This window comes from Janthinobacterium lyxosi, from assembly GCF_051380665.1.
Taxonomy (GTDB): domain Bacteria; phylum Pseudomonadota; class Gammaproteobacteria; order Burkholderiales; family Burkholderiaceae_D; genus Janthinobacterium.
Window position 1 is genome coordinate 226,904 of record NZ_JBNYXM010000010.1, and the last position, 13,279, is coordinate 240,182.

The window sequence follows — 13,279 nt, forward strand, 5'->3', positions numbered from 1 at the left end:
GCCTCACTTCAGACGGCCCGCATACATGGCGCGGAATTTCTCCACCTTGGGCGCGACGACCAGGGCGCAATACCTCTGCAAGGGATGCTGCTCGACATAATTCTGGTGGTAATCCTCGGCCGTGTAAAAGACTTGCGCCGGCACCAGTTGCGTGACGATGGGCGCATCCCACACGCCGGCCATTTCAGCAAGCACCTTGCGCGCCACGCTTTCCTGCCCCGCCGACTGGTAATGAATGACGGAACGGTATTGCGTGCCGACATCGTTGCCCTGCCGGTTCAGGGTGGTGGGATCGTGCAGGGTAAAAAAAATTTCCAGCAAGTCGTGGTAAGCGATGATGGCGGGATCGAATTCCAGGCGCACCACTTCCGCGTGGCCCGTGTCGCCCGTGCAAACTTGCTCATACGTGGGGTCGGGCACGCTGCCCCCCGTGTAGCCGGACGCGATGCGCGTCACGCCGCGCACTTCCGCGTACACGGCAGCCAGGCACCAGAAACAGCCACCGCCGAATACCGCCACTTCCGCCTGTTGATTCATGATGCCCTCCCGCAACGCTGCCGCGTCTTATCATTTCCCTACTGTAACGCAAAGCGCCATGGCCTGCAGCGCCGCTTGAAACGGCGCGTGACGCAGCGCACATCAGGGTACGCCGGCCACGATTGCGCTGGCGCGGCCGATTTTTGGCATAATGTCAGCAAATAGACAGGTCACCCATGAACACACGCTCTCCCCGCGCGCCAGCGCAAGAATTCGATACGACACATTTCCGCCAGGCGCTGTCGCAGTTTGCCACCGGCGTGACGGTCATTACGACGCGTCTGGCCGACGGCAGTTTCCGTGGCTTGACGGCCAGCTCCTTCAATTCCGTCTCGCTGTCGCCGCCCCTGGTACTGTGGAGCCTCGGTTCCGTGGCGAACAGCATGCCCATTTTCAGCGGCAACTCGCATTACGTCATCAACGTGCTGGGTGCCGAGCAGGCGGAACTGGCGCAGCGCTTTGCGCGCCGCACGCCGAATCCCTTCGACGACGTCGAATACGAACTGTCGCGCACGGGCCAGCCCATCCTGAAAGGCGCGTCGGCCTGGTTCGAATGCCACAACCGCAGCCGCTATCCGGAAGGCGACCACGTCATTTTCGTGGGCGAAGTGGAACAATGCGCGTTTGCCGCGCAGCCACCCTTGATCTTCCATAATGGAAAGTTCAATACACCGCCAGCCTGAGCTGGACAAAAAAAATCCGCCGAGGCGGATTTTTTGTTTTACAGGGTAAAGTTGTACCCGATGCTGATACTCACGGCAACCGGGTCGAGCTTGATGTCCTGCGTCTGCCCCGTCGAGAATTTCGCCTTGGTTTTCAGGTAGGTCTTGACCACGGCCACGTCGGCAAACCAGCGCTCGTTGATGGCCAGCGTGCTGCCGACCACCAGGCTGCCTGTCAGCTTGTTGTCCATGCGGTAGGTGACTGGTTTTCCACCCGGATCCAGCAAGGCCGTCATCTGGCCCGAGCCTTTTTCCTTCTGGAAATAGGCATACGTCAAGCCCGCGCCCACGTAAGGGCGAATCATCGCATTGGGCTGGAAGAAACGGTACTGGATGAAGGCCGTCGGCGGCAAGGCTTCCGCCGTGCCCAGCTTGCCCGTACCCTTGATGGAACCATCGCCCATCAGGTCATGCTTGTACGGCACGCCCAGGATCATTTCAGCGGAAATATTGTCCGTAATCATGTAGGCAAAGGTCAGGATGGGCTTGGTATCCGCCTTGACATCGGCCTTGGTGCCCGGCAGTGCCGGTGCGGAAATGTCGCCACTGTCCACGTGCGGCGTGATCTTGTTGAGGCCGACCTTGGCCATCCAGGTGCCTGCGCTTTGCGCCGAAGCGCCCGTCACCATGGCCATCGCGGCGGCGGCGGCCAGCACGCGTACAGCGGTATTCAAACGATTCTTCATCTTGTCTCCTGATCATTATGTGCGGATAGTTCAGCTATCCAGTCTTGTCGCTGCCAGCACCAGCCATGTCCCGGGGACGCAGCTGGCGCGGCCATCCCTTACAGCCAGCCCCGCACGACCATGTCCTTGGCTACATAACGGGCCAACAACAGATTGTTGAACGGCGTAGGATGCACATCGTCGGCATACGAGTAGTGGCTGACGTCGCCCGCTTTCAGGTTCGTGCCATTGCAGACCAGCGAGCTGCCCAGGATATTGCCTGGCGCGCTCAAGTCGCACGCCGTCTCGCTGACGTTGGTCAAGCCATACGGGCCAGGGTTGACGCCCTGGTCATGGCTGACGGCAAACACGTCGACCAGCAAGACTTTCGCATTGCCGCTCAGGCCGCCGCTCAGTTCACCATTGAAGGTGCTGACCATGGCATTGATGAGCGCCTTGGTATTGGCATCCTTGCTCAAGCCCGATGGCGTACCGGCCACGTCCGGCAGGTTGTTGACCACCACATAGTTGGCGCCCTTGGCAATGATCTGCTCCTTGACCAGCACCACCAGTTCGGTACCCGCTTTTTTCATGGCAGCAACCAGCAACGGCCCCTGAGCCGCAGCGTATTCGGCTCCGGCCTTGGCGCCCGCAGCGTTGCCCGTCACCGTCGCATCGGCTTGTGCCTTGGCGGCCGCAGCGGTGGCCAGCGATGGGGCATTCGTATTGCCGGCACTCACGGCGGCTTGCACGGCGGCACCGACGATCGTCGTGGACGTGGCGCCCGGCGCCGCACTGGCTGTTTTGATGGCGGCACCAATGGCAGCTGCTGCCGTGGCCGGATTGGTAGCGCCGGCCGCCAGGGCCAGCGCCAGGTTCGTGGCGAAGGCTTGTGCGCCCGCATCCGCGCCTGCCTTCGTGCCCGCGGCCGTGGCGCCCGCTTGCAATGCACCCAGCTGGTACAGCACATCGTTACCGCCCGCCATGACGAAAACAGCTTCCGTGCCGCTGAACTTGCCGCCAGAGACGGCCAGGTGGTTCGCGATCTGCGTCACCACGGGCACGGTCAAAGCGCCCAGCGCACTGCCCGTAGCCTTGTTGTTCGGGCCGACTGGATTGGTCACGCGCGAGCCGCCCATGGCGTAGCCGAAGCAGCCTGCATGCTTGACGCGCGGCACGGACAAGCCTTGCGCCGCATTGCCTTCCAGGCCCGTTTCGGCAGCGCATGGCACCGACAAGCCGAATTGCGCGGCCAGGTGCTCGGTCCAGTTCTTGCCCGTCAGTTCAGGATTGATCTTGGTATTGTCGCCATTGATGGTGAACTTGCCGCCACCTTTCGCCAGCACCGTGCCCACGGCATACGAACCGACATCGGACAGGCTGTCGCCGAACGACACCTGCGCCGTGTATTTGACTTTCAAAGCTTGATCACCGCCACTGGCGCCGCCGCAACCTGCCAGGACAGCCGCAGCCAGCACGGCCAGCGCGAATTTTGTTTGATGCATTTTGTCTCCTCGGTCTTTTTTCTGGTTTCTAAACGAACGGGCGTGCTATTCGCTACCCAACTAATATGCCATCGTTCCTCAGGCTTGTATAGAAAATATGTTTTAAAAATCAACGAAATAACAACACTGCCAGCGCCGTGTCACGCCAGGGTGATCGCATGAATTATGGAGGATTTAAGATGTTTCGTGGCAAGCATCTCTATTGCGCTGCATCAAGAAAAAGCCCCTTGCGGGGCTTTTCATTATGCGGACAGAAACTGCTGCAAGATACCACTTGAGCCGAATGCGGCGCGCCGCAAACGGTCATTCACGCCCAGCCACTCGGGGCCGGTAGGCGGTGCTTCGACGAGTATCAGCTCGGCGCCGACCTGGTCCATCGTGCGCAGCGAGGCATACAGCGCGTGTGCGTAATTTTCCGGGCGGGCCGCCAGGCGCACGCTGGCGCTGGCCGGCGGCAGGTCCGAGTAATGGATCAGGGCCACGCGGCGCCCGTCGTTAAGCAGGCGGTTCAAGGTGGCGCGCACGTCGTCGCTGTGCTGCATCGCAACAGGCGTATGTGGCGCGTAATGCGATTCCAGGGTGCCCGAGGCGCGCGGCGCGGCCGCGTCCGCCACGGCCGGTGCGCGGCCAATGATAGCGGCGATCTGCTCGCTGCTGATATGACCGGGACGCAACAGCACGGGACCGTGCGTGACCAGGCGCGACAGGTCGACGATGGTCGACTCGATGCCCACCTCGCTCTGGCCGCCGTCGAGGACCAGGCCCAGCAAGCCACTGTCCAGTTCCGCCGCGAATTCATCGCGCACATGCTGCGCCGTGGTGGGGCTGACATTGCCGAATTTGTTTGCAGACGGCGCCGCCAGGCCGCCCTTGCCACCCTTGAAGGTGCGTAGCAATTCGATAGCCACCGGATGCGACGGGCAGCGCAAGCCCACCGTATCCTGGCCGCCGGAAACGGCGTCGGGGATATGCGCGGCGCGCTTGACGATCAGGGTCAGCGGACCGGGCCAGAAGGCTGCCACCAGCTGTTCCGCCTCGACTGGAATGTCATCGGACCAGTGCGCCAAGTCGGCGCCGGGCGCCACGTGCACGATGACGGGGTGATCCGAAGGACGGCCCTTGGCTTCGTAGATGCGCGCCACGGCGGCCGGGTTTTCCGCATCGGCGCCCAGGCCGTACACTGTTTCCGTCGGGAAAGCGACAAGGCCGCCCGCTTCCAGCACGGCAGCGGCGGCTTCCAGATCTTGTGCAGGCACGCTCACGGCGCGATTCCCAGGATCAGGCAAGCGTCGCGCAGGCGCTGCTGCGCCTGCGGCAAGCTGGCCGCGATGAAGGTCAGGTGGCCCATCTTGCGCCCGCGACGCGGATCGTCCTTGCCATACAGATGCAAACAGGCGCCCGGCAGCGCCAGCACCTGGTCCCACGCCGGTTCGCAGGCGGCATCGCTGCCGTCGGCAAACCAGGCGTCGCCCAGGATGTTGAGCATCACGGCCGGCGAATGCTGGCGCACGTCGCCCAGCGGCAGGCGCGCCATGGCCCGCACCTGCTGCGCGAACTGGCTGGTGACGCAGGCATCCATCGTGTAATGGCCGCTGTTGTGCGGACGCGGCGCCATTTCGTTGACCACCAGGCTACCGTCGGTCAGCACGAAAAATTCGATGCACAGCACGCCGACATAGCCGAGTTCAGCGACCATGGCTTGCGCCGCCCGCTGCGCCTTGGCGGCGCAGTCGTCCGACACGTTCGGACCCGGCACGGTGGTGGTAAACAGCACCCCGTCGCGGTGCACGTTTTCGGCGATCGGATACACGACCGATTCGCCGTCCAAGCCGCGCGCCGTCAGCACCGACACTTCATACGCCAGCGGCAGCATCTTTTCCAACAGGCAAGTTACTTGTCCCATTTCCGCGAACGCGGCGCGCACCTCGTCGCGCGTGCGCACGCGGAACTGGCCCTTGCCGTCATAGCCCATGCGCACGGTTTTCAAGATGCCTGGCAGCAAGTCGTCGGCTATGCTGTCGATATCGGCCTGCGTGGCGATGACCATGTGCGGCGCCGGCAGCACGCCCGATTTGCCCGCGCAGTCGACAAAGAAACGCTTTTCCGCGATGCGGTCTTGTGCCACCGACACGCCGTGGGCATCCGGCGCCACGAAGATGTGGCCGGCCAGGCGCGACAGGCTGTCGGCCGGCACGTTCTCGAATTCCGTGGTGACGGCCAGGCATTGCGCGGCCAGCGCGTCGAGACCGTCCGCATCGCTGTAGCCGGCATTCACCAGGCGCTGCGCCACCTGCCCCGCAGGGCAGGTGGCGGCCGGTTCCAGTACAGGTTCAAGAACTGCAACCTGATAGCCCATGCTCTGAGCGGCCTGGGCAAACATGCGGCCGAGCTGGCCGCCGCCCATCACGCCCAGCCACGCCGGTGGATGGGCGGCGGGCAGCAATGGGGAAGTCGATTTACTATTCATTATTTTTCAAGCACATTATTCAGGCAAGACCATGGCCTTGGCGGCGGCCGTTTGCGTGGCGCGGAAGGCTTCCAAGCGCTCGGCCAGGGCGTCGTCGTTAGCGGCAAGCATCGCCACCGCCGTCAACGCCGCATTCGCCGCGCCCGCCTCGCCGATGGCGAAGGTGGCCACCGGCACGCCCTTGGGCATTTGCAGTATGGACAGCATGGAATCTTCGCCACGCAAGTATTTCGATGGCACGGGCACGCCCAGCACGGGCACGATGGTCATCGCCGCCACCATGCCAGGCAGGTGGGCCGCGCCGCCGGCGCCGGCGATGATGGCGCGCAGACCACGCGCGCGCGCGTTTTTCGCATACGCATACATCTCGTCGGGCATGCGGTGCGCGGAAATGACTTGCGCTTCGTACGACACGCCAAACTGTTTCAGGATGGCAACCGCGTTCTGCATCACGTCCCAGTCCGAAGACGAGCCCATGATGACGCCGACCAGCGGCTTGGGGTTCAACTTTTGCTCAGTCATCTCAGGCCTTCAGCTTCTCGCCCGTCAGGCGTTCGATGGCTTCAAAGTACTTGGCCTGGGTTTTTTCGATGACATCGGCCGGCAGCGCAGGCGCCGGTGCGGTCTTGCCCCAGGTCAACGTTTCCAGGTAATCGCGCACGAATTGCTTGTCGAACGACGGTGGCGAGATGCCGGGCTGGTAGGAATCGGCGGGCCAGAAGCGCGACGAGTCGGCCGTCAGCACTTCATCCATCAAATGCATGACGCCGTTGTCGTCCAGGCCGAATTCGAACTTGGTGTCAGCGATGATGATGCCGCGCGTGGCGGCGTACTCGGCGGCAGCCTTGTACAGCGCGATGGCCACGTCACGCATCTTGGCAGCCAGGTCAAAGCCGATGCGCTCTTCCATTTCTGCAAAGCTGATGTTTTCGTCATGCTCGCCCAGCTCGGCCTTGGCCGCCGGGGTGAAGATCGGTTCCGGCAGTTTTTCCGCCTGTTGCAGGCCGGCTGGCAGCGCGATGCCGCAGATGCTGCCCGACTCCTGATAATCTTTCCAGCCCGAACCGATGATGTAGCCGCGCACGACCGCCTCGACCATGATGGGTTTCAAGCGCTTGGCCACCACGGCGCGGCCCTTGACTTGCTCCACTTCCTCGGGCGCCACCACGGATTCCGGCGCCACGCCGGTCAGGTGGTTCGGCACGATATGGCCGAGTTTCTCGAACCAGAAGTCGCTCATCTGGTTAAGGACCTTGCCCTTGCCGGGGATAGGCTCGTTCATGACGACATCGAAGGCCGACAGGCGGTCCGTGGTGACGATCAGTATCTTGTCGTCGCCAACGGCGTAGTTGTCGCGGACCTTGCCGTGGCCCAGCAATGGCAGGGAGTGGATGGAAGTCTGATAGAGGCTGTTCATAGCGGGGGAATAGTTGGATGAAACGAAACCGGCAGGCAGGGGATGCCTGCCGGTCGAGAAAATCGGGCACAAGGATACGCTGTATGCGGATGCCTCCTGCCCGTTCCAGACAGAATTTTACTTCACAATTTGCGACAGCTCGCCGGCCTTGTAGCGCTCGGCCATTTTTTCCATCGTGATGACCTTGATTTTCGAGGCCTGGCCTTCGCAGCCGAAGGCCTGCATGCGCGCGCGCACGATTTGCTCGGCGGCAAGGCGGGCGGGCTTCAGGTAGTCGCGCGGGTCGAATTTCGACGGATTTTCAAACAGATACTTGCGGATCGCGGCCGTCATCGCCAGGCGGATGTCGGTATCGATGTTGATCTTGCGCACGCCGTGACGGATGCCTTCCTGGATTTCCTCGACTGGCACGCCGTAGGTTTCCTTCATGTCGCCGCCGAATTCACGGATGATGGCCAGCAATTCCTGCGGCACCGACGACGAACCGTGCATCACCAGGTGGGTGTTCGGGATACGCGCGTGGATTTCCTTGATGCGGTCGATGGCCAGGATGTCGCCCGTCGGCTTGCGCGTGAATTTATACGCGCCGTGCGAGGTACCGATGGCGATCGCCAGGGCGTCGCACTGGGTGCGTTGCACGAAGTCGGCCGCTTGCGCCACGTCCGTCAGCAGTTGCTCGCGCGTCATGGTGCCGTCAGCGCCGTGGCCGTCTTCCTTGTCGCCCTTCATGGTTTCCAGCGAACCGAGCACGCCCAGTTCCGCTTCCACCGTCACGCCGATGGCGTGCGAGAATTTCACCACTTCACGCGATACTTCCACGTTGTATTCGTACGAGGCGACCGACTTGCCGTCCGCTTCCAGCGAGCCATCCATCATCACGGACGTGAAGCCCGAGCGGATGGCGGCCATGCAGACGGCTGGCGACTGGCCGTGATCCTGGTGCATGACGACGGGAATGTGCGGATACGCTTCGACGGCGGCGTCGATCAGGTGGCGCAGGAAGGCTTCACCGGCGTACTTGCGCGCGCCAGCGGACGCTTGCATGATCACCGGGCTGTTGAGCGCATCGGCGGCAGCCATGATGGCTTGCACTTGCTCCAGGTTGTTGACGTTGAAAGCAGGAATGCCATAACCGTTTTCGGCAGCATGGTCCAGCAGTTGACGCATGGATACGAGAGACATGGTAATACTCCAGAGAACAATAGAAACTGTTGCGGCGCTTCGCGGCTAACTGCCGCGCTGGCGCCTGAATTCTTTCAACTACACGCATGACACAAGAACGTCCGACAAACTGTTCAGGGCTAGGCGCGTTGCCGAAGGCAGTACGACTAGTACGACGAGGCAATGCAACAACGCCCTGGGCAGTTTTTGGGCGTTCTTACTCGAATTCGCCGACTGTGACGATTTTCAGGGCATTGGTACCACCCACCTGGCCCATCGGCTCGCCCCAGGTGACGACGATCATGTCACCCTTCCTGACGATGCCCTGCGCCACCAACAGCTCTTCCGCCTGCTTCAGCACTTGCGCGCTGGGGGCGTTCTGCATCAGATGATACGCCCGAACATTGCGGTACAGCGCGGCTTTGCGCAAAGTGGTGACACTGGGCGTGAGCGCGTAGATCGGCGTGTCGATGCTGTGGCGACTCATCCACAAGGCGGTGGAACCGGATTCCGTCAGCGCCACGATGGCTTTCACGCGCAAATGGTGGGCCGTAAACAGGGCGCCATACGCGATCGACTGGTCGATGCGGGTAAACGTGACGTTGAGGAAATCGGCATCGAGCTTGTTGTATTCGGACTGTTCCGCTTCGACGCAGATGGCGGCCATCATTTCCACCGTTTCGATCGGGTACTTGCCCGATGCCGTCTCGGCCGACGTCATGACGGCGTCCGTGCCGTCCAACACGGCATTCGCCACGTCGGATACTTCCGCGCGGGTCGGCACGGCGTTGACGATCATCGATTCCATCATCTGCGTGGCAGTAATGGCCAGTTTATTCGACGCGCGCGCCATCTTGATCATGCGTTTCTGCAGGGCCGGCACGGCCGCATTGCCTACCTCGACGGCCAGGTCGCCACGCGCCACCATGATGCCGTCGGAAGCGTCGAGAATTTCCTGCAAGGCAGGAATGGCTTCCGCGCGCTCGATCTTGGCGATCATCATCGGCTTGTGGTGGTACGGTTCGCCGGCGATATTGGCCAGCTGGCGCGCCATTTCCATGTCGGTCGCGCATTTCGGGAAGGAAATGGCCAGATAGTCGGCCTGGAAACTCATGGCCGTCTTGATATCTTCCATATCCTTGGCCGTCAGCGCCGGCGCGGACAGGCCGCCGCCCTGGCGGTTGATGCCCTTGTTGTTCGACAACTCGCCGCCGATTTTCACTGTCGTGTGGATTTCGCTGCCGTGGATGCGCTCGACGATCAGCACGATGAGGCCATCGTTCAGCAGCAGCACGTCGCCCTTGTGCAGGTCGCGCGGCAGCGCCTTGTAATCGAGGCCGACCCGTTCCTGGTTGCCCAGCTCGCCATTCTCGCCCCACTTGGCGTCGAGGATGAAGCGCTCGCCCTGCTCCAATTGGATGCGCGTATTTTCAAACTTGCCGACGCGAATTTTCGGACCCTGCATGTCGGCCATGATGGCCACTTCGCGGCCGCACTCAAGCGCCGCCAGGCGTACCAGCGCCGCGCGGTCGATATGGTCTTGCGCCTTGCCATGGGAAAAATTCAAACGCACCACGTCGACACCCGCACGTATCATCTTCACCAGGATATCGAAGTCGGTGGAGGCGGGGCCGATTGTTGCTACGATTTTTGTACCGCGTGGCATAGGAGTCCTTGTGCGCGAGCGAAGGTGAGCAAGGCCGGCTCGATGCTGCATCCGGCAAGGTAAAAGCGCAGCGGTCAGGCTGCGCTTGGTGGCACTACAGTCAGGCTGTATCAGCCAGCACGTTGCATGAGAATTTCCACTGCAGGCAAAGTCTTGCCTTCCAGGAATTCCAGGAAAGCGCCGCCGCCCGTCGAGATATAGCTGATTTTATCGGTAATGTCGTATTTGGCAATCGCCGCCAGGGTGTCGCCACCGCCAGCGATGGAAAATGCTTTCGACTCGGCAATGGCCAAGGCCAGGGTCTTGGTGCCGTTGCCGAACTGGTCGAATTCGAACACACCGACGGGGCCATTCCAGACGATGGTGCCGGCAGCGGCGATCTGCTGCGCCAGCAGGGCGGACGTTTTCGGGCCGATATCGAGGATCATGTCGTCGTCGGCCACGTCGGCCACGTCCTTGACGGTGGCGGCGGCCGTCGGCGAAAACTCCTTGGCGCACACGACATCGACGGGAATCGGCACTTGCGCGCCGCGCTTGGCCATGATCTCGATGATGGCTTTCGCCTCTTCGACGAGTTCCGCTTCCACCAGCGACTTGCCGACGTTCAAGCCGACGGCCTTCATGAAGGTGTTGGCGATGCCGCCGCCGACGATCAAGTTATCGACCTTGTCGGACAGGGCTTTCAGGATGGTCAGTTTACTCGATACTTTCGAACCAGCAACAATAGCCAGCAGCGGGCGGGCTGGGGCGTGCAAAGCTTTCCCCAGCGCATCGAGTTCGGCGGCCAGCAGCGGGCCGGCGCAGGCGACAGGGGCGAACTTGGCGATGCCGTGCGTGGACGCTTCGGCGCGGTGGGCCGTGCCGAACGCATCGTTCACATAGATATCGCACAGCTTCGCCATTTTTTGCGCCAGCTCGTCGCTGTTTTTCTTTTCGCCCTTGTTGACGCGCACGTTTTCCAGCAGGACCACCTGGCCGGCAGCCAGGTTTTCCAGGCCAGCACCATCGATCCAGTTTTGTTTCAGCACCACTTCCTGGCCCAGCAGCTCGGACAAGCGGGCGGCCACGGGTGCCAGGCTGTCGGCTGGCTTGAATTCGCCTTCCGTCGGACGGCCCAGGTGCGACGTCACCATGACGGCAGCGCCAGCGTCCAGCGCGGCGCGGATGGCCGGCACCGAGGCGCGGATGCGCGTATCTTCGGTGATCTTGCCACTGTCATCTTGCGGGACATTCAGGTCGGCGCGGATAAACACGCGCTTGCCTTGCAGTGCATTTTGGGCGATCAAATCTTGCAGACGGATGAAGTTGAGAACAGCTGACATGGCGATCCAGATGACGAGTGGAAGGAAGTGCGCTATTTTACCGCAATGACCAGCGCAAATCGCCGATTTGTCCTGCTTTACTGAAAAACATGCAACAGTCGCAAGCCCGTGAAAACCAGCATGCCAAACACGATGGTTTGCAGCATATTGCGGCGGATCACGAAAAAGAGCGTGGCGGCAATACCCGACAAGAGTTTCAAATTCGACAATTCGAAGTACACTTGCTGCCCCTCCATCAGCATATCGGGCGCGATAATGGCCGCCAGCGCGCAGGCCGGCGCATAGCGCAGCATCTCATTGATCCTGCGCGGAATGCTGATGTGATGGCCAACCAGCCAGAAGGTGCTGCGCGTGGCGGCTGTCGCCACCACCAGCACGGCGATGGAGATCCACACATCGGTCCTGCCCCAGTCCAATCCGTCAAACATGGCGTTTGTTCCATTTCTCGGTCAATTCCTCCACGGCCATGGCCGACAGCATGCCGGCCAGGACGGCCACCAGCAAACCCAGCTTGTATGGCAAGCCAAACGCCAGCACGGCCACCGTGCCCGCCACCAGCACGCCGCACAAAGCGGCGCGGTTGAGGATCAGGGGCACGGTGACGCACAGGATCGCCAGGGTTCCGGCAAAACCCAGCCCCCATTCGGCCGGCACGACGGCACCCAGCACGATGCCGATGAAGGAACCGGTTTGCCAGGCCATCCAGTTGGGGTAAATCAGGCCCTTGAGGAAGGGCAACTTGGCCGGGTCCGGCGTTTCATGGGGATAGCGCTGCAGGAACAGGCCCACCGTGATATCGCCCGCCACATAGCCTAGCGCAAAGCGCTGGCGCCACGGCAGATGGGCGAAATGGGGCGCCAGCAACACGGAAAAGATGACAAAACGCAAATTGACGACGAGGGCCGTGGCGAAGATTACCCACACGGGGGCGTGGGCGGCCAGCAGGGGCAGGGAGGCGAGCTGGGCCGAGCCGGCAAAGACAAACAGGGTCATGGCCCCCGCCTGTGCCACCGTCAGGCCGCTTTTCACCATGGCCACGCCCACCACCATGCCCCAGGCGGCAATGCCCAGCAGGCTGGGCGCGCCCAGTTTCAAGCCGGCATGCCAGGCGTCTTTCAGCACGCCATCGTCCTTGTCGGCCATGACGGCGTTCACGCGATGCTCCCGCAGGAGGAGTGTGGTAACTGCACAACAATGGTGCGCGCAATACGAAAAGTAATAGCGCTACGCAACGGTAATACCGGCAAGGCAAATCCAGTCAGTGTGGCGCTGCAGCTGCCATATTTTCGCAAAAACCCGCGCCGCAGCCGCAGATGATCAAGGCGCCATTTTAGCCATGATTTTTGCTGTCTGCCTGAATCCGTTAAAATCGTGGTTTTGGCAGCAGCCGACTTCCTTCCATACAGCCTCACGGAGCATGACAAGATGACAAAAACCACCCAGCCAGCGGTCGAACTCGACAGTAAAGACTTGCCAGCCCACTGCCCTAACCCGGCCATGCCGCTGTGGTCGTCGCATCCGCGCGTGTTTCTGGAATTCAACAAAGACGGTATCGCCAAGTGCCCCTACTGCGGCACGGCCTACACCCTGAAGGAAGGCGCCAGCGCCGGCCATCATTAAACTGCCCAGCGGCGCGCCCCCAGCGCGCCGTTTTCATTTATACACCTAGCTGTACCGCTCAAGCCGGAGAATGAAATGGACGCCTCCCTCCCGATTCAGGCGATTCGGGCGAAGTAGGTCTGGTAGCGGGTAGCACGATAGGGGGGATCCTCACGGGCCTACGGCGTCAAAGCGCCTAAAGTGGAAGTATCACAACT

Annotated in this window: 14 protein-coding genes; 2 read left to right on the top strand and 12 right to left on the bottom strand. The window is 61.7% G+C overall.

What is annotated here, in order from left to right; translation table 11 throughout:
- Positions 1-3: 3 nt before the first annotated feature.
- Positions 4-537, bottom strand: a complete 534-nt coding sequence (gene msrA, locus ACQ4WP_RS13365) for a peptide-methionine (S)-S-oxide reductase MsrA (protein WP_436521311.1) — start codon at positions 535-537, stop codon at positions 4-6.
- A 176-nt stretch (positions 538-713) separates the two neighbouring features.
- Between msrA and ACQ4WP_RS13370 the strand changes: the two genes are divergently transcribed.
- The gene (locus tag ACQ4WP_RS13370) at positions 714-1,220 is read left to right on the top strand and encodes a flavin reductase family protein (RefSeq protein ID WP_096237985.1); all 507 of its coding nucleotides are present in this window, start codon (positions 714-716) and stop codon (positions 1,218-1,220) included.
- A 38-nt stretch (positions 1,221-1,258) separates the two neighbouring features.
- On the opposite strand, the gene ACQ4WP_RS13375 is transcribed toward ACQ4WP_RS13370, so the two are convergent.
- From ACQ4WP_RS13375 to ACQ4WP_RS13425, 11 genes are all read right to left on the bottom strand, one after another.
- Entirely contained in the window at positions 1,259-1,945 is a 687-nt protein-coding gene (locus tag ACQ4WP_RS13375; RefSeq protein ID WP_436521314.1) for an OmpW/AlkL family protein, read from the bottom strand.
- Between the two features lie 98 nt (positions 1,946-2,043).
- A complete protein-coding gene (locus ACQ4WP_RS13380; protein WP_436521316.1) occupies positions 2,044-3,429 on the bottom strand; it encodes an SGNH/GDSL hydrolase family protein in 1,386 nt (461 codons plus the stop codon).
- A gap of 242 nt (positions 3,430-3,671) precedes the next feature.
- Positions 3,672-4,691: an L-threonylcarbamoyladenylate synthase gene (locus tag ACQ4WP_RS13385; RefSeq protein WP_436521318.1), complete on the bottom strand. Its 1,020-nt coding sequence runs from the start codon at positions 4,689-4,691 to the stop codon at positions 3,672-3,674.
- Positions 4,688-5,896 (bottom strand): 5-(carboxyamino)imidazole ribonucleotide synthase, encoded by a 1,209-nt coding sequence (locus ACQ4WP_RS13390; protein ID WP_436521320.1) that lies wholly within the window; start codon positions 5,894-5,896, stop codon positions 4,688-4,690. Before ACQ4WP_RS13390 ends, ACQ4WP_RS13385 begins: the two co-directional genes overlap by 4 nt.
- 15 nt (positions 5,897-5,911) lie before the next feature.
- Positions 5,912-6,418 carry a 5-(carboxyamino)imidazole ribonucleotide mutase gene (gene purE / locus ACQ4WP_RS13395; protein WP_436521322.1) on the bottom strand — a complete coding sequence of 169 codons (507 nt, stop codon included), beginning with the start codon at positions 6,416-6,418 and terminating at the stop codon, positions 5,912-5,914.
- A gap of 1 nt (position 6,419) precedes the next feature.
- Entirely contained in the window at positions 6,420-7,313 is an 894-nt protein-coding gene (locus tag ACQ4WP_RS13400) for a phosphoribosylaminoimidazolesuccinocarboxamide synthase (protein WP_436521324.1), read from the bottom strand.
- Positions 7,314-7,430: 117 nt separating this feature from the next.
- On the bottom strand, positions 7,431-8,495 hold the full coding sequence (gene fba / locus ACQ4WP_RS13405; RefSeq protein ID WP_071075342.1) for a class II fructose-bisphosphate aldolase: 1,065 nt from the start codon (positions 8,493-8,495) through the stop codon (positions 7,431-7,433).
- Between the two features lie 196 nt (positions 8,496-8,691).
- Positions 8,692-10,140 carry a pyruvate kinase gene (pyk, locus tag ACQ4WP_RS13410; protein ID WP_436521326.1) on the bottom strand — a complete coding sequence of 483 codons (1,449 nt, stop codon included), beginning with the start codon at positions 10,138-10,140 and terminating at the stop codon, positions 8,692-8,694.
- Between the two features lie 110 nt (positions 10,141-10,250).
- Positions 10,251-11,462 carry a phosphoglycerate kinase gene (locus ACQ4WP_RS13415; RefSeq protein ID WP_436521328.1) on the bottom strand — a complete coding sequence of 404 codons (1,212 nt, stop codon included), beginning with the start codon at positions 11,460-11,462 and terminating at the stop codon, positions 10,251-10,253.
- Between the two features lie 77 nt (positions 11,463-11,539).
- Positions 11,540-11,890: an AzlD domain-containing protein gene (locus ACQ4WP_RS13420; protein WP_436521330.1), complete on the bottom strand. Its 351-nt coding sequence runs from the start codon at positions 11,888-11,890 to the stop codon at positions 11,540-11,542.
- Complete coding sequence (locus ACQ4WP_RS13425) at positions 11,883-12,605, bottom strand: AzlC family ABC transporter permease (protein ID WP_436521341.1); 723 nt, start codon at positions 12,603-12,605, stop codon at positions 11,883-11,885. The genes ACQ4WP_RS13420 and ACQ4WP_RS13425 overlap by 8 nt, the downstream gene beginning before the upstream one ends.
- Positions 12,606-12,887: 282 nt before the next feature.
- Here ACQ4WP_RS13425 and ACQ4WP_RS13430 point away from each other — a divergent pair, with 282 nt between their 5' ends.
- Positions 12,888-13,082, top strand: a complete 195-nt coding sequence (locus tag ACQ4WP_RS13430; RefSeq protein WP_034780619.1) for a zinc-finger domain-containing protein — start codon at positions 12,888-12,890, stop codon at positions 13,080-13,082.
- Positions 13,083-13,279: the final 197 nt, after the last annotated feature.

What these genes read in the sequence shown, in the direction of transcription:
- msrA (WP_436521311.1), bottom strand. Translation starts at nt 537, where the DNA reads ATGAATCAACAGGCGGAAGTGGCGGTATTCGGCGGTGGCTGTTTCTGG.
- ACQ4WP_RS13370 (WP_096237985.1), top strand. Translation starts at nt 714, where the DNA reads ATGAACACACGCTCTCCCCGCGCGCCAGCGCAAGAATTCGATACGACA.
- ACQ4WP_RS13375 (WP_436521314.1), bottom strand. Translation starts at nt 1,945, where the DNA reads ATGAAGAATCGTTTGAATACCGCTGTACGCGTGCTGGCCGCCGCCGCC.
- ACQ4WP_RS13380 (WP_436521316.1), bottom strand. Translation starts at nt 3,429, where the DNA reads ATGCATCAAACAAAATTCGCGCTGGCCGTGCTGGCTGCGGCTGTCCTG.
- ACQ4WP_RS13390 (WP_436521320.1), bottom strand. Translation starts at nt 5,896, where the DNA reads ATGAATAGTAAATCGACTTCCCCATTGCTGCCCGCCGCCCATCCACCG.
- purE (WP_436521322.1), bottom strand. Translation starts at nt 6,418, where the DNA reads ATGACTGAGCAAAAGTTGAACCCCAAGCCGCTGGTCGGCGTCATCATG.
- ACQ4WP_RS13400 (WP_436521324.1), bottom strand. Translation starts at nt 7,313, where the DNA reads ATGAACAGCCTCTATCAGACTTCCATCCACTCCCTGCCATTGCTGGGC.
- fba (WP_071075342.1), bottom strand. Translation starts at nt 8,495, where the DNA reads ATGTCTCTCGTATCCATGCGTCAACTGCTGGACCATGCTGCCGAAAAC.
- pyk (WP_436521326.1), bottom strand. Translation starts at nt 10,140, where the DNA reads ATGCCACGCGGTACAAAAATCGTAGCAACAATCGGCCCCGCCTCCACC.
- ACQ4WP_RS13415 (WP_436521328.1), bottom strand. Translation starts at nt 11,462, where the DNA reads ATGTCAGCTGTTCTCAACTTCATCCGTCTGCAAGATTTGATCGCCCAA.
- ACQ4WP_RS13420 (WP_436521330.1), bottom strand. Translation starts at nt 11,890, where the DNA reads ATGTTTGACGGATTGGACTGGGGCAGGACCGATGTGTGGATCTCCATC.
- ACQ4WP_RS13425 (WP_436521341.1), bottom strand. Translation starts at nt 12,605, where the DNA reads ATGGCCGACAAGGACGATGGCGTGCTGAAAGACGCCTGGCATGCCGGC.
- ACQ4WP_RS13430 (WP_034780619.1), top strand. Translation starts at nt 12,888, where the DNA reads ATGACAAAAACCACCCAGCCAGCGGTCGAACTCGACAGTAAAGACTTG.